This is a genomic window from Paenibacillus sophorae (assembly GCF_018966525.1).
Classification (GTDB): Bacteria; Bacillota; Bacilli; order Paenibacillales; family Paenibacillaceae; genus Paenibacillus_AQ; species Paenibacillus_AQ sophorae.
In genome coordinates, this window is record NZ_CP076607.1 from 1,332,325 (window position 1) to 1,354,006 (window position 21,682).

Here is a 21,682-nt window from a genome sequence, read left to right on the forward strand (position 1 = left end):
AGATCAATTTACCGAGTCGGACGGTGATCACAATTACAACTGCGGTGAAAGATATTTTATTGCAAATGGCCGCTGCTTCCTCATTTTTATTGCTGTTTCAGTGGAGACTGAATCAAAGCCATATCACGCGCAGAAATCTTCGGTGTTCGGATGATTATGCCTTTCTTGCGATAGCCTGCGCGCTGAGTCTTGTTCTTTGCTCTCTGCTGTCCGGCAATCTGTTCGGGATTATCCATTTCAACTGGGGAATACTGCCCGCATTTATCGGTATGTTATATGGAAGCTTCCGTTCCCGCGCCTTGCTTGCCGTAATGCTGCCGGTATGCACTTATGTATTCTCCTATCCGGTCACGCAAAGCCATGTGCTGCTTGATTCCGGCATATTAATGTATCCGCTGCTATTCGGCATGGCCAATAGATTCAAGCTTGGAACCGTCGTTGAAAAGATTGCCATGCTCTGGATCGTACTGGCTCCGTCCATGTTATTTATAGCGCTTACATCGTTGTTTGACGGGAATGATTTCTCCAGATTGCAGGATGAAAAAAATGCGCTTATCCTCTGCATGCTGTTTTTAAACCCCTTGTTCGGCGGTGCATTGATTTATATGCTTGAATCGGCTTGGGACAAGCGCGAGATTGAGGAGTTCATCGCCAATATGTCGGAGAAATTCAGACGGGAAATAGACGATCTTCAGCAGATTACCGATATGGTCCCGTTAAGCATCATTTCCGTTGATGATAACTGCAGGATCACCAGTATTAACGAAACATCGATGAAAAAGTTGGAAATTGAGATCCCGCATATAACGAGGACCGATGTTCTAAACTGTACACTATTCGACCTGGTGCATCAGTTGAAGCTGAACGATAATCAGGATTTGGATCACTTGCTGGACAGCATTATCCTTAAGCAAAGGTTTATGGGAAAAGTTACTTGTCTCGGGAAAGTTCTGTATGTTCTGGCCGCCCCTCTGGTTCCGAAGGAGCAGGGACAGCAAGCGGGAATGGTTCTGATCATCCAGGATATGACGGAGGAAGAGAATATCCGAAGCGAGCTGGGTCATGTCGAGCGGTTGACGCTGGTAGGCCAGATGGCGGCGGGAATTACCCATGAGATCCGCAATCCGATGGCGGTGGTGCGTGGCTTCCTGCAGCTGATGAGAGAAAAGAGTCCTTCGGACATGGAGTCCTATTACCGGATTGTCATGGATGAGCTGGATCGGGCCAACAGCATTATTAACGACTTTTTGTCGCTAGCGCAGAGCGGGCTCTCCAGTAAGGAGGACAGTAATCTCCACGATGTGATTGAAGAACTGGCTCCGCTGCTGTGGGCGGACGCAAATCTTCGCGGGCAAAGCGTCGAGCTCAGGCTGTGCGACAAGCTGCCCGTATTGCGGCTCAATATTAAAGAAATCAAGCAGCTTGTTCTGAACCTCGGGCGCAATGCGATGGAAGCGATGGAGCCGAAGGGAGTGCTTACGCTGGAGACCCGCTGTGTCTCCGAAAAGGTAGAGCTGCTGGTGAAGGATACGGGAAGCGGAATGTCGGATATAGAGTTGGAAAAGTTGTTTGTACCATTTTTTACCACGAAGGAACAGGGAACCGGGCTGGGCCTCCCGCTCTGTCTCAGTATCGTCGAACGGCATGGCGGCTCGATTGCCGTCGATTCCCACCAGGGAGCAGGAACCGTATTTACCGTCTCCTTTCCATATGAGAAGCAGGAGAAAGAAGCGATCGTCTGTTAAAGATTTCAATGCTGGCAGCGGCTTGCTTTCATCGAGTTGGAATGTATAATAAAGTTAGTAAGTTTCACTATTAAGTTATCTAACAACCTAGGTGAAAAGGAGAGTGTTGAACCATGTCCATGTCTTTTGATCAGTATATGAGGGATTCGATTCAACCGATGCGCGACGATCTGACCAGTATCGGCTTCACGGAGCTGAAAACTCCGGAGGAAGTAGAGGCCGCGCTGCCTTCCGCCAAGGGAACCTCGCTCGTTGTTGTCAACTCCGTGTGCGGGTGTGCCGCCGGCCAATGCCGCCCAGGCGTTGCCCAGGCGCTGCAGAACGACGCCCTGCCGGATCATTTATTCACAGTCTTTGCCGGCCAGGAAAAGGAAGCGACTGCCAAAGCACGCGAGTATTTCGCTCCTTACCCGCCTTCTTCGCCTTCGATCGCCCTGATGAAGGATGGGGAGCTGGTGCACTTTATCGAGCGCCAAGGCGTAGAGAACCGTTCGGCTGCGGAAATCGCGGACGAGTTGAAGGATATATTCGACCGTTACTGTAAATAAGGCTTAAGAATCTCATATGCGATATCGTCCCGCCGTACCGTTTTTTTGGGTGCTGCGGGATTATTTTTGATAAAAGGATGCTAGAGCGATGAAAGTGAGTGAGCTGCATTGAGCATACAGGAAGAGATTATTGCCGCCCTCGGCGTAAAACCGGCGATTGACGCGGAAGCTGAAGTGCGGCAGAGAGCCGATTTTCTGAAAGCGTATATCTTGGAATCGGGAATCAAGGGACTGCTGATCGCTATAAGCGGGGGTGTGGAGAGCGCGGTGGCTGCCGGCCTGTGCAAGCGCGCGACGGATGAGCTGAGCGCTGAGCAAGGCAAGGAATATATCACCCTCGGCGTGTTCCAGCCTTATGGAGAGCAGGAGGATTTCGGGCACAGCTACGAGGCAGCCAAAGCGTCCGGGCTTAAGCATACGGTGGAGACGAATATCGGGGATGCGGTTGACGAGATTGCGCTTGAAACGGAGTATGCTTTGAAGGCTATCGGACAGCACCGCCATATGACACATCAGGGTAAGGGAGATATCAAAGCGGGAACGCGGATGGTGTTCCAGCATGCGCTCGCCTTGGAGAACAATCTGCTGGTGGTTGGTACCGGCCATGCATCCGAAGCGATTACCGGCAGCTGCACCACATGGGAAGGCGGAGCCGCCGATATTGAGCCGCTCCGTTCCCTGAACCATCGGCAGGTTCGCGAACTGGCCTCTTATCTCGGCGTGCCGGCCGAAATCATCACGGAGGCGAAGGCTGCTGACCAGCGGGCCGGACAGACAGATGCAGCCAAGCGTGGCATTACGTACGAAGACAGCAGTGATTATCTGGAAGGAAAGCCGGTGGAGCCTGCAGCGGCGGAGCTGCTGGAGAGCTTCTACCGGAAAGGAGCGTATAAGCGGAGCGCCATTCCCGGAATCTGAATCGACCCACGTACGATGTTAACCGCACCGCCGCGGCAGCCCTGCGACAGATATGCAGGCGGGCGCGGCGGTATTAGCTCTTCCAGTCACAAGGCTGCTAGGAGCGCAGCACTTGGTCGATAAAAGCTTGGGTCGCGGCGATTGCCTGCTCCAATTGCGGAGTAGGCCCGGCAAACGGATGGACCGTTCCAAAGGTGTGATCTCCCCCCGGAATCTGAACCCAGTCGATGTCCGGCCTTATGGCGGTCAGCTTCTCCGATCCCTGCCGCAGGCGGGGGCCGTCCTTGCTTCCCTGAATGAGCGTAACCGGGAATTTGGCCGTCCGCATTCGTTCTATAATATTGTAGCGCTCTTTCTGCCGCTCCAAGTCCTCCAAAATGACAGCGTCCAGCGGCATTTGCTGTCCGGTACGGCCGTTCAGGACATAGGCGCGGCCTTTTTCACGCATGTCCTTTTTCTGCTCCTCCGTGAACAGATCCAGATCGGTGACGCCGTTCCAGGAAATGACGCCGGCGACTTCGCCGGGAGAATCAAGGGCATACAGCAGACAATCGCCTCCGCCCCGGCTGTGCCCCAGAAGGAAGAGCGGCAGTCCGCCGAGCTTTGGATGCTGGCTGAGATAGGAGAGCAGCACGTTCAGGTCTTTTTGCTCACGGTGGTATGTATTGCGGGCGAACTTCTCAAGCTCGGTGAAGTTTTGGAGATCCTCGCCGATTCCGCCATGGGAGAAATTGAATGTCACGACCTCATGCTTGCCGCTCAGCGATTCCGCAACATGAGGAAACATTCCCCAATCCTTGAACCCTTTATAGCCGTGCGCGATTACGATCAGGCTGCCTGCCTCTCCCCGGGAAGGAAAGCGGGTGCAGCGCAGAACGGAGTCATCCCCCGCGGGGATTTCAAAATTGATGCTTCGACTCATCAGAAAATGTCTCCTCTCTGTATGCCAATGGAAGTCCATTGCGGGTGCCGAAGCCGCCGCGGGAGCGGCGCATGGACTTCGGCGCTGTTTTCTTTTAAAATATAAGAATTTATAAGCGCGGCATAGCTGTTTCTTCTTAAGATAGCAGAAAGCCTGCCTCAAAACTATACTATCTATTTCATTTCCCATATGAATTTGCGGAAAAAGCAGAATTGAGGAGCGTGTACCCTTGATATACGGAATCGGGCATGATGTGTTGGAGATTAACCGGATCACTGTTCTGCTGGAAGGGCGGCTCGGCGGCAGGTTTGCGCGCCGCGTCCTGACCGAAGGCGAGCTTTCCGTGGCGGGAAGCCGGGGCGGTCTCACGGCGGAGTATGCCGCCGGAAGGTTTGCGGCCAAGGAGGCCATCGTCAAGGCGTTCGGCTGTGGAATCGGGGCGGTGCTGGGATTTACGGATATTGAAATACTCCCGGGGAAGCTGGGCAGGCCGGAAGCGGCCATTTCGGGCGAAGCTTGGGGAAGGCTGAATCTGCCGGAAGGATACGATTACGTCATTCACCTTACGATTACGCACACCCGGGATTTGGCATCGGCCTTTGCCGTCGTCGAACAGCGGTTGCATTAGCCGGGCAGCGGGCTTTTCAACATATATAAGATGAACTTGAAAAATGACATCAGGGTAAGGAGTAACGAAGGGGAAGTTTGGAACTGTAGGAGCGATAGCATATAAAATTTCAGAATTTGAACAGCAAGGAGCGTAACCATGGCACATGATGAAGAACAGCGGGAAATAGAGAGGCGTGAGGACATGACGTTCTTCAGCCGCTATTTGCTGGAGTGGTACCACGGGCAGAAGCGCGATTTGCCGTGGCGGCGCTCCCGCGACCCGTATCATATATGGGTATCGGAAATTATGCTGCAGCAGACCCGGGTGGATACGGTCATCCCGTATTTCAACCGCTTTATCGGGAAGTTTCCCACGATTGAGTCCTTGGCCGATGCGCCGGAGGAAGAGGTGCTGAAATGCTGGGAAGGGCTCGGCTATTACTCCAGGGCCCGGAACTTGCAGCATGCCGCAAGACAGGTGAAGGAATCCTACGGAGGGAAAGTCCCGGACGACCGCGAAGCGGTATTCGAGTTGAAGGGCGTAGGCCCTTATACGGCGGGGGCGATTCTCAGCATCGCTTTTAATCAGCCGGAGCCGGCAGTGGACGGGAATGTCATGCGGGTGCTCTCCCGGTTCTTTCTGATCGAAGACGATATCGCCAAGGCCAAGACCCGGGTCAAAATGGAAGTTTTGGCGAAGGAGCTTATTCCCAGCGGCGAAGCGTCCCATTTCAATCAGGCGCTGATGGAACACGGAGCGCTGGTCTGCACCCCGAAATCGCCGCACTGCTTGGTCTGCCCGGTGATGGAACGCTGCGCCGGGCGGCTCGCGGGCCGCGAGACCTCGCTGCCCGTCAAGACCAAGGCCAAGCCGCCGCGCCCGGAAACGCGGCTGGCGGCCCTGGTGGAGGGCCGCGGCGAGCACGCGGGCCGGGTGCTTATCCGGCAGCGGCCATCCAGCGGGCTTCTGGCCCGCATGTGGGAGCTGCCGCACTGGCCGGCGCCGGAGGTTCTCGGCGCCGGAGCCGCGCGGCCGGGAGACGCGGCCGCGATGGACCGGCTGCGCCGGTCCCTGGCCGAGGCCGGGATCGCCGCCCGGCCGGAGGAGCATTTTATGGCTGCCGAGCATACGTTCAGCCATATCCATTGGACCCTGCAGGTGTACCGCTGCAGGGAGGAGGAGCTTCCGCTGCCTGTGGCGGCGGAAGCGCGGGCGCCGTACGCTGCGCAGCGTACGTCCTCAGAGGCGCCTGAGCTCTTCGCCGACGAGAGCGGGCAATCCGCGGAACGGACGGAAATGCGCTGGATCGGACGCGGGGATATGGCGCAATACGCTTTTCCGAACGTCTTCCTTAAGCTGTTGAACGCTTACTTCGATGAAAGGGACGCCGCCGCATCCGGCGGGTAGGCTGCCTAGCGGTATGGTCTACCATCCCAGAGCGGCTTTAGTGAGATTGCCAAAGCCCGGTCTGCCGGTGCATAAGCGCCGATTTGGTAGAAGAGGGAACGAAGTAAACATAAAAAGGGATTGCCCCACGCGGGGACAATCCCTTTTTCAATGTTGTTCTAAACTTGCTGTACAAGACATAACCCGCTGCCTTTTGATCGGCAAAGCCGTCCAGCGGTTTACTTCGCGCTGTCGTAGCGTTTGCCAACGGCATCCCAGTTTACAACGTTCCAGAACGCTTTGATGTAGTCAGGGCGTTTGTTTTGATATTTCAGGTAGTAGGCATGCTCCCATACATCAAGTCCGAGCAGTGGAGTCGCGCCTTCCATCACTGGGCTGTCTTGGTTAGGCGTGCTGGTTACGGCCAGTTTGCCGTCCTTGAGCGAAAGCCAAGCCCAGCCGCTGCCAAAGCGTGTTGTTGCAGCAGCAGCGAAGTCTTCCTTGAATTTCTCGAAGCCGCCCAGCTCGCTGTCAATAGCGCTGGCCAATGCTCCGGTTGGAGCACCGCCGGCATTCGGTCCGATCGTTTCCCAGAACAGGGAATGGTTGGCGTGTCCGCCGCCGTTGTTGCGTACTGCGGTGCGGATCGCTTCCGGTACGGCATCCAGATTGGAAATCAGTTCTTCAAGACCTTTGCCTTGCAGTTCGGGTGCCTTTTCCAGTGCGGCGTTGAGGTTGGTCACATATGTGTTGTGGTGTCTGTCGTGATGAATCTCCATCGTTGTAGCATCGATGTGCGGTTCGAGAGCGTCATTTGGATAAGGAAGTGCCGGTAATTCAAATGCCATGGAAAAATCCCTCCTGAATTGTAATTGGAATTTGTATAGATAAAAGACTCTGCCGCTTGCGGGGCGCCATCATCTTTTATGTCAATGTCAATAATAGGGCCTGCTTCCAAGCTCATATTCATATTAAACCGTATATGCATCGAATGCAACACTAAACAAACTAAAATGTTTATAAAGTAAAACGACCTGCAATTCCCGACCTACAATAGACATAGTTTATGTAAACCCGATGTTAACTACGTTAATATTTCCTGAAAAAAGAAACCTATACACTAAATTTTTCCTGAAAGATGAACAATTTGCATAAAGTGCTATGTATCCGCTTACTTACAAGCGCTTACACGATAAAAGTAATGATATCGCCCGAAATATATGCTTTAATAGAAATAAAAGCAGGCATTCCTCGTTAATTGATGCTTTTTAACGCCCTCCGGATTATAAAGGGAACTCCTTCTTTTTGTAAAATCCAAAGCTAAAGAAAAGGGAGACTGTAAAGAATGCAAGTTCGTTCCTTTCAATTAAGCGACGTAAGTCCAGTGACTGAACTGCTGCAAGCCGCCTTATCTGAAGAATGTTTCGAGAAGACCATCGAGCCCTTCTCCAGACAGCTTTCATGGGATTCCGATCTCATTGTTGTTGCGGAAGAAGAAGGGGAAATTGTCGGAGCGCTGATTGGCACGATTGAGAGAAATTATGGTTGTTATTTCCGTATTGCCGTTCATCCCGATTTTCGCCGCAGAGGAATCGGCAGAAGGCTTGTATCGGCTATGGAGAGCAGATTTCAAGCGCGCAAGGTCAACGGAATTTACGTTGTCGGCGACGAGCATAACGAGGCTGCCCTTCCGCTGTACGAAGCGATGGGTTATGGGGAGAACCAGATCTTTAAATCGGTGCGAAAGCTGAGCATCGTCGGGTAATAGAGGGCAGGTTAGCCGGCATTGCGAAAGCGGAAACACTCACCATATAAGAGCAGCACCAAAGGAGCCGGCAGACGGTTCCTTCTCTACTTCAGCATATCATCCCTACGTTGCAAACGGCTGGGAGATATGCTTTTCTATTGTCAAGGCGTTATCCGATCACAGGATCAGAGGTGTACTATGGAGCGGGAACCTGAAGAGGAATACCCGTCGTTCCGCAGACGGAGCGAACGGTATTCCAGACTGGAGAAGTATCGCTCCAACCGGAGCAGAAAATGGATGGCAGAATTGAAAGACGGGCTGATTACGGCGGCTGCGGTATTCGCAGTTATGTCGCTGCTTAATCTGTTCGTGTTCAACATATCGATGGTTAAAGGCAGGTCGATGCAGCCTACACTATACGAAGGCGAACGGCTGTTCATTAACAAAATCACCCTTGCTTTCGATAATCCAAAGCGCGGCGATGTTATTGTGCTGCATGATCCGAGCTCCGGTCCTGACCGGAAGGAATATTTGGTTAAACGGGTCATTGGCCTACCCGGTGATATTGTGGAAGTGCGGGAGCATAGGCTGTATGTAAACGGCAAGCCAAGCGAGGAGACGTATGTGGATACGATCATTGAGGACGCCGATTTCGCGCCGGTCACCGTCGGCAAAGGACTATATTTTATCATGGGTGACAATCGTCATGCCGGTGCGAGTAAAGACAGCCGCTACTTCGGCCCCGTCCCCCTGAAATTGATTGTCGGCAGAGCCGCCTATATTTGGTGGCCCCTGTCAAAAATGAATACCCTATAGAATGAGATTGGCTGTACAAGCTGACCTGAGAGGAGGCGGAGGTAAATGAACACCCCGGAATATACATCTTATGCACCCCCGTCCCCAAGGTGGGAGAGCCTTAAGAATGAAATCAAGGAGGCGGCGCAGACTCTCGGTATTGACGAAATCGGGTTTGCGACAGCGGAGCCGTTTCTTTTTTTGAAAAATCTGCTGCAGGAGCACCGGGACAAGGGCTATGATTCCGGCTTTGAGGAGCCTGATTTGGACAAGCGAACGATTCCCGCCCTGCGGGAAGGGCAGCCGAAGTCAATCATCGCCATCGCGGTGGCATATCCGTCCAAAATGGATGATCCTCCAAAGTCCGAGCCGGGCGAGCGCAGGGGCATTCTGGCGAGATCGGCCTGGGGCCGGGATTATCATCTCGTTCTGCGTGAGGCGCTGGAACGTCTGGAAGCGTTTATCCGGCAGCGGGTGCCGGATGCGGTAATGGAGAGCATGGTGGATACCGGCGTTCTGGTGGACCGGGCGGTGGCGCAGCGGGCGGGTATCGGCTTCAGCGGCAAAAACTGTTCGATCATTTCTCCGAAATGGGGCTCGTGGATTTATCTCGGCGAGATGGTCACGAGTATCCCCTTTCCGCCCGACACGCCAGTAACGGAAGGCTGCGGCACATGCACGAAATGCATTGACGCCTGTCCTACGGGGGCGCTTGTCGGGCCTGGAGAGCTTAACGCCCAGGCTTGTATATCTTACCTGACGCAGACCAAAGGCTTTTTGGACGAGACCTATATGGCCAAAATCGGCAACCGCCTGTACGGCTGCGATACTTGCCAGATTGTCTGCCCCCACAACCGGGGAAAGAACTGGGACCACCATCAAGAGCTGCTGCCCGATCCCGAGCAGGCCAAGCCGCTGCTGCTGCCGATTCTTGACCTTAGCAACCGCGAGTTCAAGGAGAAATTCGGGAGCAGCGCCGCTGCCTGGAGGGGCAAAAAGCCCATCCAGCGCAACGCAGTCATCGCGCTCGGGAATTTCAAGGATGCGGCGGCCGTGCCGAAGCTGAAGGAAGTGCTGCTCAAGGACCCGCGTCCCGAGCTGCGCGGCGCGGCCGCCTGGGCGCTCAGCGCAATCGGCGGCGCAGCGGCGCTTGCGGCTGTGGAGCTTGCGCTTGAGAGTGAGCAGGATGAGGAAGTTGCCGGACGTTTGCACCGGGCTAAGTCTAAGCTGGCAGGCCCAATGGACCCTTAATAATAGAACCGGACAGACAGTTTGGGATTTCCAATTGCTGTCCAGTTCTTGAAATGCTATGATAGATTCGCGCGCGTTAAGATGCGCGCCATATTACAACTCAGAGGTGGGTTTTTGAATGAATATTGCACTTCCTATTATTACACTGGTTGTGGGGCTGATCGGCGGCTTCTTCATCGGTGTATATTATCTGCGCAAGCAAATGACCAACATGCAGAATGATCCGGAGATGCTGCAAAAGGTTGCCAAGCAGATGGGATATAATTTGAACAGTAAGCAAATGCAGCGCGCCCAGCAAATGATGAAGAACCAGAACGTGCCGGGACGTGGTCCGTCCGGCGGCAATAAAGGACCAAAAAGAAAGAGCAAGTAACCGGACCGGGCTTCCGCTTGTTAGCGCGGACGGTCTGAAGGAGGAAGTTTCATGGGCGGAGTCAAAGATTATGTGAACGGCAGCGTATCGGCGAACCGTGAGAAGATAGAGTATCATGTTCAGAAAATATTGGAGCTGATCGGCGAGGATACCGGAAGGGAAGGACTGCTCGAGACGCCTGCCCGGGTAACGCGGATGTACGAGGAGATTTTTGCCGGTTATTCCGTCGACCCGAGAGAAGTGCTTGGTGTTACCTTCGATGAGTCCCATGAAGAGCTCGTTATTGTAAAGGATATCGTCTATTACAGCCAGTGCGAACACCATATGGCTCCTTTCTTCGGCAAGGTGCATATCGGGTACATTCCGAGCGGACGTATTGCCGGGCTAAGCAAGCTGGCGCGGCTGGTGGAAGCCGTGACGCGCCGCCTGCAGGTGCAGGAGCGCATCACCTCGCAGATCGCCGATATTATGACCGAAGTGCTGAGTCCGCATGGTGTAATGGTGGTTGTTGAAGGAGAGCATCTGTGCATGTGCGCCCGGGGCGTCAAGAAGCCGGGCAGCAAGACGGTTACCTCGGCTGTCAGGGGAATCTTCCGTGAGAACCCGGCCACCCGGGCGGAATTTCTATCGTTAATCAAGGAATAACGGTATCGGCGGCAAACCGGCCCCCTGAAACTTTTCAGGGGGCCGGTTTATTTAACTGAAATATTCGGGGTCCAAGCAAAGTATTTGGAATAAGCTTCGAAATTAAGGCTTCACTTCGTGGGGCTATTTTTAGTAAGGTTTCCAGGCGAGCTTGCTTGCTTGTGCATATCTCTCGGATACATAAGGCCAGTTGACGACCTTCCACCAGTCCTGGATATAATCGCCGCGCTTGTTCTGGTGCTTCAGATAGTAGGCATGCTCCCACACATCCAGAGCGAGCAGCGGGACAACATCCCATTGAGACAGGTTCTGATGCTTCTCTGCTGTCAGGATTTCCAGCCTATGGCTTCGCGGGCTCCAGACGAGTATGGCCCAACCGCCGCCCTCCACTTTCTCGGCGGCTTCGCTGAACTGCTTCTTGAAGGCGTTATAGCTTCCGAAGTCCCGCTCTATGGCCGTCAAGAGAGCTCCTGTTGGGCGTCCGCCGCCATGAGGGGACATTTCGTCCCAGAATATCGTGTGCAGATAATGGCCGGCCCCGTTAAAGGCAAGCTCCCGTTCCCAATGTTTGACCAGATCGAAATCTCCGCTCTTTCGGGCGTCCGCCAGCTTTTTCTCCGCTTTGTTCAGGCCGTCCACATAGCTCTTATGATGTATGTCGTGATGGATCCGCATAGTCTTCTCATCGATGTAGGGTTCAAGGGCGTTGTAGGGATACGGCAGTGGCGGAAGCTTATGCCCGCCAATCGGTACGGGAGCCAGATCCCGGTTGGAGGGGGGATGCGTTAGTTCTTGATCGCCCGGACCGGAGGGGGAGAACTCGGGGGACGCTCCTTCTGAAAGGCTTGCGGAAGCATCCCTGGCAGTTCCGAAAGGCGCTCCGGAATACCCCGGCCCGTTAAGAACGCCAAGGAAATATTCCGTCTCGCGGATAACATGGGGCAGGAAGGTCTCCTCCGCGGCTCCTCTGAGGGCGGGGTTCTGTTCATGAATGGCATTCAGCTGGCGGATAAATTCCCGGGATTGCTCGCCAGCAGCTGCCGCCAGATGTTCAACCTCGGTTGAATCGGTTCCGCCCGGAGCGGCAGGGGATAGCGCTGTCTCCAGCAGGCTCCGGGCGGCGTTCTCGGTCGCAGTGAAGACGGCAGCCCAATCATCCATCAGCTTCACATAAGGAACTTCCAGTTCAGGAAAGGCGATTTTAATGAGCGCCGTATTCTCCTTCTCCTGATTTTTCCAAAATCTGATTTCCTCCAATATTCGTACAGATGATGGTGGCCCATATTCATACAGCATGGCGTACAGCCCTCCCGTAATATGTCTTTCCCTATAGGGTATGAGCGGAGAGGGTTGTACTATGTGAGGCGTTAGTTGATCTGCTGCTTCTCCTCAGCGGCTTTCGCCTGCGGAACATTGCTTAGGAAGGCGGAAACCCGGCGCAGGTATTCGCGGGGATGCTCGCGGAACAGCAGCTCATGATGAGCGCCTTCCACAATCCAGGAGCCGGAATACGGATTGGTTTGATTCGCGGCCAGCTTCTCGGCGATTGGATAAGGCGCTTTTTCATCCTGCGTTCCATGCATAAACAGAATCGGAAAAGGATAATCTTCACTCTTTACTTCGGCATAAGGAATCTGGTTCAGGCCTGTGCCGTTCAGAACCGGAAAGAGCATTTCCATAATCTCAAGGGACGGATGGCGCGGAAGATCAATGTTCTGCCTGATGTTGTGATACAGCGTGTCCGGCTCCAGCAGGAAGGTGCTGTCGAGAATCATCGCGTCCACATCCTTGGTAACCAGCCCTGTCTGCAGAGCGGTGCCCGCACCCATGGAGAAGCCCCACACGACGATCTCCTTCGCTCCGCGCTGCTTGGCAAGCTGGATGGCTCCGAGGAGCTCGCGGGACTCTTTTTTACCGCCTGTCGCAACGTCTTTGTTGCTGTGGGAAGCGAAGCCGTAATCGAACATAATGACATTGAAATTCAGGCGGTGCGCAAAATGGGCGAGATCGTACATCGGAACCCAGGATTCCTCGCGGTTGGCGCCATAGCCGTGGCTGAACACGATCGTCTTGGCCGAGTTCTTGGAGGGAATGTACCAGCCTTGGATATTGCGGCTGCCGTCGCTCGCCGGAAAGGTCACGTCCTCGTATTTCAGACCTTTCGATAATGCCGGATTGGAGAAAAGCGGGGCGACCGTCGGATTGGACAGCACCCAGGTAATATAAGCGTGCAGCGAGATAAAGCAGAACACGAGAAAAAAGAAAACGGACAGCAGCAGTGCCACAATAATATGCTTTATGCGAATCAACCGCAGGGACAGCTGCGGCGCCTTGTCGGACTGACGGTCTTTCGGCCTTGGGGAGACCGTCGTGCCGGTGCGTGGATGTGTAAGATCCATAAGGTCCCCTCCTAAAAGTTTTGCGAGTACTTACAGCATGGAGTATTCTTCGGGTAAATCACGCATCGGATAAGTGGATTCGTTTGCACTTGTAATCTATCGTATGGTTATGTTACCTCAAAGTCAACGAATCGGCTCCTTTTGTAATGTAACTGTAAAGTACCGCCCAGCTCTCCCTGGCGGAGTGAATCTGCTGGACTTTTCACAGACTTTTGCTAAGATATAAATGACTGAAAAAATCGTAACCGTGTTTCATTTGATGAAACATGAAAGGAAGAGACCCGTGGATGACGACCGTAAACTGACGGTGCGCGCCGTGGAGCGTGCGCTCGATATTCTGTTGTGCTTTACAAGAGACAGCGATCTAAGCCTGACTGAGATTGCCGCGGGCATCGGTCTGCACAAGAGCACGGTGCATCGGCTGCTGACTACGCTTGAGGATAGAAGATTCATCACCCGCAACCCGGCTACGGAAAAATACAGGCTCGGCATCCGGATCTGGGAGTTGTCGACCCATCTGCCGGTCTCGGAGAACCCGGGCACACTGCTGCTGCCGGCGATGGAGCGGCTGCGCGACCGGCTTGGAGAGACGGTCAGCCTGTACCTTCGGGACGGACTGGAACGGGTGCGCATTCAGGCGGTGCAGAGCAACCAGGCCATCCGGCGAGTGGCGCAGATCGGCGCCAGGCTGCCGCTGTCGGTCGGAGCTTCCAGCAAGGTGCTGGCTGCATACGCTCCTCCGGAGGTCCGAAAGGAACTGCTGGAAGAGGAGGACTGGCCGCAGGCAATTGACCGGCAAGGGTATGCGGATCAATTGAAAGAAGTGATAAGGGCGGGATATGCGACCAGCTTTGAGGAACGAGAACCGGGCGCGGCCGCTGTCGCCGTGCCCGTTATTGGGCGAAGCGGCGAGGTGGCTGCCGCCCTGTCGCTGTCCGGGCCGGTCAGTAGGCTGTCCCACGAGACGCTGGTCGAATACTCGGATGTACTGAAGGAAGCGGCAGCGGAAATGGGACTTATGGTGAGCTGATTTATCTAACATAAAAGCCGGAGGCAGTAATGGACGTGAAGTCCTGAACTGCCCCCGGCTTTTTTAAATACTAGCAAGTTCATATCAGTTATATTCTCACATATGCAGTGTCATATAGTGCATTTGCGTCATGGATATTATACATAAATTGGAATACAATGGTGCTAGTTGCAGACACCAGGATCATTTCTCAAAATATTAGCGGCGAACACATTGTCGAAGGGAGAGAAAGATTTACATATAATCTTAGGTCAAGCGGGAGGTTATGATGAAAAGATTAGCTTATTGGTGCTCCATCATTATAGCGGCGGTTCTATTTTCCAACTCCGCATACGCGGATGAGAGTTTGCCCCCAAGAATTGAAACCACGGACATCCTTTCAGCAGGTGATCATGCGGCCGTTCTGGTTGACCGTACAGCGGGGAAAGTGCTATTAGCTGATTTACAAGGAAATAAATTTACGAGTCTTTCAGACGACGCTTCTCCCGTGCTGGACGTGGAAGTGGCTAAACAGCCCGAGAAGATTGTGCTGCTGAAGAAGACAAACCGCAATACGATTTCGAAAACCGTGTTTTCTTATCAGGGAGCCGTTCTCTCGAAATCAGTAATTCCGCTAAGCCTTAAGGACGGGGATAAGATCAAATGGGTTGCTCCTGCAGGAAAAGCGAATGAAAGAATTATGGTTCAAAGATTAGATGCTTTCAATCTGTATCAGTATCCTTGGAAGAAGCCGAGTGTCAGCTATGACGCTAAGGTCGTGGACAACAATTGGGAGTATGTCAGTGTGCTGGATTGGGATTTTAAAGGCTACCCTTATTTGGCGATTAAATATATGGCAACGGGCATTATGAACCAGGTTTATTTTGCGAAAACGGTGAATTTGTATACGAAGAAAGAGACTCTATTCAAGGACTTTAACACGGATTTCAACATTGAAATCAGCGAAAAAAATGCGTTATTGTTCAGCTCTAACGTGTATGATTCGGTGTACCAGCCTTTTCCGCCAAATGTCCTTCGGCCCAAATCTACTGAAATCCAGCCATATTATCAAATCATTAATGTGGATAAGGGGATCAAGAGCAAGGTGCTGGAAGGGATTTTTGCCGATAAGGGTGATCACTCGGGATGGCAAACGGAACTCATCAATAATCAGCTATTTGTAGGGGATTTGGCTAAACATACCTGGTCCTTGTATTCGGCAAATGGAGCGGCGATTGTAACGAATCAAGCCTGGCCGGGCAACAGCGATTCCAAGTTTGCAGGTTACAGCGCGGCTTTAAGAACCAGCTACTTTTTGGAATATCGCTCGGGCAAAGCATCAATTATTGCTTATCCGGTTCATTGAAATCTGTCATCTTAAAAAAGAAAGGCGCGGGTCCGAACATCGGAATCCTACGCCTTTTTGTATGCGAAGCCTCTGCCAGCAGCATCAAGCAACGAAGGATACCTGCCGTACAGATCAATTCAACAGGAGAGGCTTGCAGCTTGTCTATTCCAAGGAGAAAATGTCTTTTTTTCAAAGAAGCGGCTAGACAGAAAAATGGCGAACTGCTATAATGAAATCAAGTTATTCCTACAATATAGCTCGGAATAGTTGGACATGAAGTTGTTGCGGAAAAACTGGCGAAAGAGCCAGCAGGTTAGGGGACTTCACATTGGCAAATAACCAATACAGGATTATTGAATCTATCGGCAATACGCCGCTTATACGTCTTGTGAATGTGACGGAGGATCTGGGGCGAACGGACGTGAGCGTGTATGTGAAGGCCGAGCAGCTTAATCCGAGCGGTTCGGTCAAGGACCGTGCCGCAAAGGCCATGATTTTGCAGGGAATCCAGTCGGGGCAATTGACCAAAGCGAAATCCATCATCGACGGAACGAGCGGCAATACCGGCATTGCTTACGCAATGATCGGCGCGGCTCTCGGGTACAAAGTGACCCTGTGCCTTCCGGGTAACGCGAATGTCGAACGCAAGCGAATTCTGCGGGCTTATCACGCGGAAATTATCGAGACGGACCCGCTGCAAAGCTCGGATGGCGCGCAGCTTGAAGCCAAGCGGATAGCGGAGCTTGAGGCCGACCGGTATTTTTATCCCGACCAATACAATAATGATGCGAACTGGAAAGCGCACTACGAGACGACCGCGCCGGAAATCTGGGAACAGACGGATCATAAGGTTACTCATTTTATCGCCGGCATGGGTACGTCGGGAACCTTTATCGGAACCTCCAGAAGATTGAAGGAATTTAATCCGGCGATCCAAACCGTCGCGATGCAGCCGGATTCGCCTCTGCATGGATTGGAAGGAATGAAGCACCTGGCGACGACGCTTAAGCCGGGAATTTACGACCAGACGGTAGCCGACGGGCTGATTGAGGTTGAAACCGAGGAAGCGTACGCCATGACGCGCAGGCTGGCGCGGGAAGAAGGATTGCTGGTCGGAATCAGCTCGGGGGCAAATGTGCATGCTGCACTGAAGCTGGCTGCGACCGTCCCTCCCGGTTCAGTCGTCGTTACCATTCTATGCGACAGCGGGCTCCGGTATTTGAGCGACGAGCTGTGGACAAGGGGAGATGCCACATGATCCATCTGAAGCAGGAGCATATCGATCAAATCAATAAACACGCCGAGGAGGATTACCCGCACGAATGCTGCGGTATTGTGTTCGGGAAATTGGGCGAGGATCAGACGAAGGTGGTAAGCGAGCTGCTTCCGATTTCCAATTCCCGGGAAGAGCAGGCCAGACATAACCGCTTCCTCATTACCTCGGAAGACATCATGAGAAGCGAACTGTACGCCCGAAAGCACAAGCTGGATGTTCTCGGCTTCTATCATTCGCATCCCGATCATCCAGCGCGTCCCTCCGCGTTCGACTTGGAGCATGCCTGGCCAACCTACTCCTATCTGATTGTTGCGGTTGCACAAAGGGAGGCAGGAGAATTGACTTCCTGGGAACTGAACAGTGACCGTTCTGCGTTCCATTTTGAAACTATTATTAGGGAGGATTAGCCATATGACAGTAAGTTTGCTTATCCCTACCGCCCTGCGCTCTTTTACGGACGGTTTGTCGGAAATCGGCGTGGAGGCGGCCACGGTTGAAGAGGCGTTGGCTGTTCTAACCGAACAATTTGTCGATCTTCGGCGACATTTGTTTAACGATCAGGGTCAGCTGCGCAGCTATGTGAACATCTATGTGAATGAAGAGGACATCCGGCAAAAGAACGGCCTACAGACAGCCTTGTCGGATGGAGACGACGTAATGCTTGTGCCTTCCATTGCCGGCGGATCGCCGACTGAAACGGAAGGAGTCGGGAGCCCGGACCTTGACGGGCTTCCCGAACTGACCAAAGACGAAATTACCCGGTACAGCCGTCACCTTATTCTGCCGGAGGTCGGCGTTGAAGGACAGCGTATCCTCAAAAAAAGCCGGGTTCTGCTGATCGGAACCGGAGGACTTGGCGCGCCGATCGCCATGTATTTGGCGGCCGCGGGCGTCGGGACGCTCGGCATTGTCGATTTTGACTTCGTGGATGAGACGAATTTGCAGCGGCAGATCATTCACGGTACGCGCGATATCGGCAGACCGAAGATTGCATCCGCGAAGGATCGGATCAAGAGCATTAATCCGAAAGTAAACGTAATTGCCATCGAACAGAGACTGACCAGTCAGAACGCCCTCGACATTATCAAGGATTACGATGTGGTCGTGGATGGAACGGATAATTTCCCGACGCGATATTTGGTCAATGACGCCTGCGTTTTATTGGGCAAGCCGAACGTGTACGGCTCCGTATTCCGGTTTGAGGGGCAGGTCAGCGTGTTCTATGCACAGGAAGGAGCCTGTTATCGCTGCCTGTATCCGGAGCCGCCTCCAGCCGGACTTGTCCCCACTTGCTCAGAAGGTGGGATTCTCGGCGTTCTTCCCGGTATCATCGGCTGCATTCAGGCGAATGAAACGATCAAGCTGCTCCTTGGCAAGGGTGAACCACTAATCAATCGACTGCTGTTGTTCGATGCGCTGAAGATGAAGTTCCGGGAGCTTAAACTCAGCAAAGACACGAACTGCCCCATTTGCGGAACACATCCTACCATTACATCCCCTATTGACTATGAAGAATTTTGCGGTTTGAAGAAGCCTGCCGAAGAAGAGCCTATCGAGGAGATTACGGCTGCCGAGCTGAAAAGACGCTTTGACAACGAGGAGCAGGTGCAAATTCTTGACATCCGGGAGCCTCATGAGCTTGCGATTGGGAAGCTGCCAGGAACGAAAGCTATTCCATTCGGCCAGATCGTTCGCCGGAAAGCGGAGCTTGATCCCGAGCGGGATACGGTTGTCATATGCAAAATTGGGCAGCGCAGCGTGATGGCGATTCGAACTTTACGGGATTCCGGCTATACCGGCAGACTGCTGAATTTGAAAGACGGCATGAATGCATGGGCGCAGGAAATAGATCCCCGGATTGCGCAGTACTGATGCATGTATTACTTATAAAACTCATTATAGTAGGCCCATTGCCGAACCATTACGCTTGATACACGTGAGCATGGAAGGCTCACCGGACCGGATGGTTTGGCGCGACTTTGCTGCATCGCTCTCTTGAAGGTAAGTACATATAGTTCCGGCGATGGGCCATATTATATATTTTTCATCATTATATTACTTAAGGGGGATTTACTATGGCCGAACAAGACAATAGCAATCTGGCCGTACCGGCGCTCGGTTCGTCGGCAGCTTATCAACTGGCAAATGTTACTAAATCTGCACCGCAATTCGATTCCCTTACACCACGCTGGATCACAAGGCTGTTCGATTGGAAAGGACTTGAAACCGGAATCTACCGGCTTAACAAGGTGCAGGAAGGCGATACGCCGCTTGATATTTTGTGCAGCACCGGCGATACATCGAACATTACCGAAGGCTTTGTCGATTATAGTACGAGCCCGCGCGAATACGTGCTGAACTCCATTTCGACGATTATCAACGTCAATACCCGCGTATCGGACATATACAGCAGCCCCTTCAACCAGATTCAGGAACAATTGCGGCTTGCCATTGAGAGCATTAAGGAAAGGCAGGAAAGCCAACTCATCAACAGCGATGATTACGGTCTTTTGAAAAATGCGGCGGCTTCCCAACGCATTCAAACGCGCAATGGTGCGCCGACGCCGGATGATCTGGACGAATTGATCTCCAAGGTGTGGAAAGAGCCTTCCTATTTCCTGGCCCACCCGCGCGCCATCGCGGCCATCGGCCGGGAGTGCACAAGACGCGGCGTTCCGCCGCAAACGGTGCAGCTCTTTGGCGCGCATTTTCTGACCTGGAGAGGCATCCCTATTATTCCTACGGACAAGCTGTTCGTCGACGGTCATAAGAACCCGAAAGGCCAGGCGGGCAAAACAAATATTCTGCTTGTTCGCACCGGAGAAAATAAGCAAGGCGTTCTCGGTTTGTACCAAACCGGTCTTCCGGGCGAGCAGTCCCGCGGGCTTTCGGTCCGTTTTACGGGTATCGACAAGCAGGGCATCGGCTCGTATCTCCTCTCCTTGTACTGCTCGGTTGCTATTCTTGCCGATGACGCGATAGGCGTGCTGGAAGACGTAGATGTAGGTAACTACTATGACTACGAATAGCAACCATCCATCCCTTCCGGACCCATCTGTCCTGGCGGCGCTGGCGAGTGCATACTTTCCGGAATTTTCATCTGGGGAGGCGGCTGAAGCCGCTTCTGCAGCCCCGGAGCTTGCACCGTCCGTACAGGAATTGGCACCATCTGTTCAGAATACGATTCCTTCGCCGCCAGCCTTTGCACCGTCCGTACAGGAGATTTCTCCAGCGGGGCAATCGTACAATGGATTATGGACCGAGGCGGACTTTCTGCGGGCGATTCCCGGCGCATTTGAATTGAACAATGAAGGGACAAGCTCTTTGCCGGGCAGCTATGCTCCGTCGGTCGAGTTCTCGTCTGGCAACCATGCTCCTTCCGCCGTTTCGGCACCTTCGCTATCCTTTGGGTCGTTTGATGTAAACGCGGTTAGGAACGATTTTCCGATTTTGGCTGAGAAGGTGAACGGCAAAAATCTGGTGTGGCTGGACAATGCCGCGACGACCCACAAGCCCCGGCAGGTCATCGAGCGGATCAAGTACTATTATGAGCATGAGAATTCCAATGTGCACCGGGCCGCTCACGAACTGGCGGCGCGCTCGACGGACGCTTATGAAGGCGCCCGCGAGAAGGCGGCCCGGTTTCTGAACGCCCCTTCGGCGAAGGAGATCGTGTTCGTCCGGGGAGCAACCGAGGGAATCAATCTGGTCGCAAGCAGCTACGCCAAGCATCATTTGCAGAAAGACGATGAAATTCTCATCACATGGCTGGAGCATCACGCCAACATCGTACCGTGGCAGTTGGTCTGCGAGGAGACCGGGGCGAAGCTCCGCGTCGTGCCTGTCGATGAGAGCGGACAAATCCTGCTGGACGAATATGTGAAACTGCTGAGTTCCCGGACGAAGTTCGTCTCCCTGACCCATGTATCCAACGCGCTTGGTACGGTTACTCCGGTGGCGGAGATGGTCAGTCTGGCCCACCGTTACGGTGCCAAAGTGCTGGTTGACGGCGCACAAGCCGTCTCCCACTTGAAAGTGGACGTTCAGGCGCTGGATGCCGATTTTTACGTGTTCTCGGGTCATAAAGTGTTTGGTCCCACGGGGATCGGTGTTCTTTATGGCAAACCCGAAGCGCTCGAATCCATGCGTCCCTACCAGGGCGGAGGCAATATGATCGTGGATGTAACGTTCGAGAAAACCATTGTTCACCCGGCCCCGGCCCGCTTTGAAGCGGGAACCGGAAATATTGCGGATGCGGTCGGGCTTGGCGCGGCGCTGGACTACGTTTCCTCGATCGGCCTGGATGTTATCAACCGCTATGAGCATTTTCTGCTGGAGTACGGTATAGAATCGCTTTCCCGCGTCCCTGGCCTTCGGCTCATCGGCACGGCGAAGGAAAAAGCGGGTGTGCTGTCCTTCGTTCTCTCAGGGTATACGACGGAGGAGGTCGGCAAGGCCCTTAGCAATGAAGGGATCGCCGTTCGTTCCGGTCATCACTGCGCCCAGCCGATTCTCCGCAGATTCGGGCTAGAGAGCGCGGTAAGGCCATCGCTGGCACTCTATAACACCTGCGGGGAAATTGACGCCCTGGTGTCTGTGCTGTTGAAACTGAAACATAGCTGAAGCGTATCAGGAACGGCGCACAGGCCGCAGTCCATTCCGTATCATTTCTTGGCGCGGACTATGCCATTGAAGCAGGGGTAAAGGAGG

20 protein-coding genes and 1 pseudogene are annotated in these 21,682 nt (G+C 53.4%); 17 read left to right on the forward strand and 4 right to left on the reverse strand.

The window, feature by feature from the left end; genetic code table 11:
• Window positions 1–44 precede the first annotated feature (44 nt).
• From KP014_RS06340 to nadE, 3 genes are all read left to right on the forward strand, one after another.
• Window positions 45–1,745, forward strand: coding sequence for an ATP-binding protein (locus tag KP014_RS06340; RefSeq protein ID WP_139210623.1), 1,701 nt, complete (start codon window positions 45–47; stop codon window positions 1,743–1,745).
• 113 nt (window positions 1,746–1,858) lie between these two features.
• Entirely contained in the window at window positions 1,859–2,293 is a 435-nt protein-coding gene (locus KP014_RS06345) for a BrxA/BrxB family bacilliredoxin (RefSeq protein WP_036594445.1), read from the forward strand.
• Between the two features lie 108 nt (window positions 2,294–2,401).
• The gene (nadE, locus tag KP014_RS06350) at window positions 2,402–3,211 is read left to right on the forward strand and encodes an NAD(+) synthase (protein WP_090834443.1); all 810 of its coding nucleotides are present in this window, start codon (window positions 2,402–2,404) and stop codon (window positions 3,209–3,211) included.
• 97 nt (window positions 3,212–3,308) lie between these two features.
• Here the strand turns inward: nadE and KP014_RS06355 are convergent, their stop codons facing one another.
• Window positions 3,309–4,133, reverse strand: coding sequence for an alpha/beta hydrolase family protein (locus KP014_RS06355; protein WP_036600571.1), 825 nt, complete (start codon window positions 4,131–4,133; stop codon window positions 3,309–3,311).
• Window positions 4,134–4,362: 229 nt separating this feature from the next.
• Here KP014_RS06355 and acpS point away from each other — a divergent pair, with 229 nt between their 5' ends.
• Window positions 4,363–4,761 carry a holo-ACP synthase gene (gene acpS / locus KP014_RS06360; RefSeq protein WP_036600573.1) on the forward strand — a complete coding sequence of 133 codons (399 nt, stop codon included), beginning with the start codon at window positions 4,363–4,365 and terminating at the stop codon, window positions 4,759–4,761.
• Window positions 4,762–4,899: 138 nt separating this feature from the next.
• Entirely contained in the window at window positions 4,900–6,150 is a 1,251-nt protein-coding gene (gene mutY / locus KP014_RS06365) for an A/G-specific adenine glycosylase (RefSeq protein WP_425517255.1), read from the forward strand.
• A 218-nt stretch (window positions 6,151–6,368) separates the two neighbouring features.
• On the opposite strand, the gene KP014_RS06370 is transcribed toward mutY, so the two are convergent.
• Window positions 6,369–6,977 (reverse strand): superoxide dismutase, encoded by a 609-nt coding sequence (locus tag KP014_RS06370; RefSeq protein ID WP_036592903.1) that lies wholly within the window; start codon window positions 6,975–6,977, stop codon window positions 6,369–6,371.
• A gap of 497 nt (window positions 6,978–7,474) precedes the next feature.
• Here KP014_RS06370 and KP014_RS06375 point away from each other — a divergent pair, with 497 nt between their 5' ends.
• From KP014_RS06375 to folE, 5 genes and pseudogenes are all read left to right on the forward strand, one after another.
• The gene (locus KP014_RS06375; protein WP_036592901.1) at window positions 7,475–7,894 is read left to right on the forward strand and encodes a GNAT family N-acetyltransferase; all 420 of its coding nucleotides are present in this window, start codon (window positions 7,475–7,477) and stop codon (window positions 7,892–7,894) included.
• Between the two features lie 180 nt (window positions 7,895–8,074).
• The gene (gene lepB, locus KP014_RS06380; RefSeq protein ID WP_036592900.1) at window positions 8,075–8,692 is read left to right on the forward strand and encodes a signal peptidase I; all 618 of its coding nucleotides are present in this window, start codon (window positions 8,075–8,077) and stop codon (window positions 8,690–8,692) included.
• A gap of 45 nt (window positions 8,693–8,737) precedes the next feature.
• Window positions 8,738–9,901, forward strand: a pseudogene (queG, locus tag KP014_RS06385) (tRNA epoxyqueuosine(34) reductase QueG); the annotation flags it as partial.
• A 139-nt stretch (window positions 9,902–10,040) separates the two neighbouring features.
• Window positions 10,041–10,295 (forward strand): YneF family protein, encoded by a 255-nt coding sequence (locus KP014_RS06390; protein ID WP_036592897.1) that lies wholly within the window; start codon window positions 10,041–10,043, stop codon window positions 10,293–10,295.
• 51 nt (window positions 10,296–10,346) lie between these two features.
• The gene (gene folE / locus KP014_RS06395; RefSeq protein WP_090834442.1) at window positions 10,347–10,940 is read left to right on the forward strand and encodes a GTP cyclohydrolase I FolE; all 594 of its coding nucleotides are present in this window, start codon (window positions 10,347–10,349) and stop codon (window positions 10,938–10,940) included.
• A gap of 129 nt (window positions 10,941–11,069) precedes the next feature.
• On the opposite strand, the gene KP014_RS06400 is transcribed toward folE, so the two are convergent.
• Window positions 11,070–12,236: a Fe-Mn family superoxide dismutase gene (locus tag KP014_RS06400; protein ID WP_036597436.1), complete on the reverse strand. Its 1,167-nt coding sequence runs from the start codon at window positions 12,234–12,236 to the stop codon at window positions 11,070–11,072.
• Between the two features lie 71 nt (window positions 12,237–12,307).
• A complete protein-coding gene (locus KP014_RS06405) occupies window positions 12,308–13,339 on the reverse strand; it encodes an alpha/beta hydrolase (protein ID WP_036597434.1) in 1,032 nt (343 codons plus the stop codon).
• A 259-nt stretch (window positions 13,340–13,598) separates the two neighbouring features.
• On the opposite strand from KP014_RS06405, the gene KP014_RS06410 reads away from it, so the two are divergent.
• The 7 genes from KP014_RS06410 to KP014_RS06440 all read left to right on the forward strand — a co-directional run bounded on the left by KP014_RS06410 (window position 13,599) and on the right by KP014_RS06440 (window position 21,595).
• On the forward strand, window positions 13,599–14,369 hold the full coding sequence (locus KP014_RS06410) for an IclR family transcriptional regulator (RefSeq protein WP_036597443.1): 771 nt from the start codon (window positions 13,599–13,601) through the stop codon (window positions 14,367–14,369).
• 265 nt (window positions 14,370–14,634) lie between these two features.
• A complete protein-coding gene (locus KP014_RS06415) occupies window positions 14,635–15,714 on the forward strand; it encodes a hypothetical protein (RefSeq protein ID WP_175491896.1) in 1,080 nt (359 codons plus the stop codon).
• A gap of 310 nt (window positions 15,715–16,024) precedes the next feature.
• Window positions 16,025–16,954, forward strand: a complete 930-nt coding sequence (locus tag KP014_RS06420; protein ID WP_036597430.1) for a PLP-dependent cysteine synthase family protein — start codon at window positions 16,025–16,027, stop codon at window positions 16,952–16,954.
• Entirely contained in the window at window positions 16,951–17,379 is a 429-nt protein-coding gene (locus KP014_RS06425) for a M67 family metallopeptidase (RefSeq protein ID WP_090834441.1), read from the forward strand. Before KP014_RS06420 ends, KP014_RS06425 begins: the two co-directional genes overlap by 4 nt.
• A gap of 4 nt (window positions 17,380–17,383) precedes the next feature.
• Window positions 17,384–18,844, forward strand: a complete 1,461-nt coding sequence (gene moeB, locus KP014_RS06430; RefSeq protein WP_036597429.1) for a molybdopterin-synthase adenylyltransferase MoeB — start codon at window positions 17,384–17,386, stop codon at window positions 18,842–18,844.
• Window positions 18,845–19,047: 203 nt separating this feature from the next.
• Window positions 19,048–20,001, forward strand: coding sequence for a family 2A encapsulin nanocompartment shell protein (locus KP014_RS06435; RefSeq protein WP_036597428.1), 954 nt, complete (start codon window positions 19,048–19,050; stop codon window positions 19,999–20,001).
• Window positions 19,988–21,595 carry a family 2A encapsulin nanocompartment cargo protein cysteine desulfurase gene (locus tag KP014_RS06440; RefSeq protein ID WP_090834440.1) on the forward strand — a complete coding sequence of 536 codons (1,608 nt, stop codon included), beginning with the start codon at window positions 19,988–19,990 and terminating at the stop codon, window positions 21,593–21,595. Before KP014_RS06435 ends, KP014_RS06440 begins: the two co-directional genes overlap by 14 nt.
• Window positions 21,596–21,682: the final 87 nt, after the last annotated feature.

Coding starts and splice junctions, on each gene's coding strand:
- KP014_RS06345 (WP_036594445.1), top strand. CDS start 1,859: ATGTCCATGTCTTTTGATCAGTATATGAGGGATTCGATTCAACCGATG.
- KP014_RS06355 (WP_036600571.1), bottom strand. CDS start 4,133: ATGAGTCGAAGCATCAATTTTGAAATCCCCGCGGGGGATGACTCCGTT.
- mutY (WP_425517255.1), top strand. CDS start 4,900: ATGGCACATGATGAAGAACAGCGGGAAATAGAGAGGCGTGAGGACATG.
- KP014_RS06370 (WP_036592903.1), bottom strand. CDS start 6,977: ATGGCATTTGAATTACCGGCACTTCCTTATCCAAATGACGCTCTCGAA.
- KP014_RS06375 (WP_036592901.1), top strand. CDS start 7,475: ATGCAAGTTCGTTCCTTTCAATTAAGCGACGTAAGTCCAGTGACTGAA.
- lepB (WP_036592900.1), top strand. CDS start 8,075: ATGGAGCGGGAACCTGAAGAGGAATACCCGTCGTTCCGCAGACGGAGC.
- KP014_RS06390 (WP_036592897.1), top strand. CDS start 10,041: ATGAATATTGCACTTCCTATTATTACACTGGTTGTGGGGCTGATCGGC.
- folE (WP_090834442.1), top strand. CDS start 10,347: ATGGGCGGAGTCAAAGATTATGTGAACGGCAGCGTATCGGCGAACCGT.
- KP014_RS06400 (WP_036597436.1), bottom strand. CDS start 12,236: ATGCTGTATGAATATGGGCCACCATCATCTGTACGAATATTGGAGGAA.
- KP014_RS06405 (WP_036597434.1), bottom strand. CDS start 13,339: ATGGATCTTACACATCCACGCACCGGCACGACGGTCTCCCCAAGGCCG.
- KP014_RS06410 (WP_036597443.1), top strand. CDS start 13,599: ATGAAACATGAAAGGAAGAGACCCGTGGATGACGACCGTAAACTGACG.
- KP014_RS06415 (WP_175491896.1), top strand. CDS start 14,635: ATGATGAAAAGATTAGCTTATTGGTGCTCCATCATTATAGCGGCGGTT.
- KP014_RS06425 (WP_090834441.1), top strand. CDS start 16,951: ATGATCCATCTGAAGCAGGAGCATATCGATCAAATCAATAAACACGCC.
- moeB (WP_036597429.1), top strand. CDS start 17,384: ATGACAGTAAGTTTGCTTATCCCTACCGCCCTGCGCTCTTTTACGGAC.
- KP014_RS06435 (WP_036597428.1), top strand. CDS start 19,048: ATGGCCGAACAAGACAATAGCAATCTGGCCGTACCGGCGCTCGGTTCG.
- KP014_RS06440 (WP_090834440.1), top strand. CDS start 19,988: ATGACTACGAATAGCAACCATCCATCCCTTCCGGACCCATCTGTCCTG.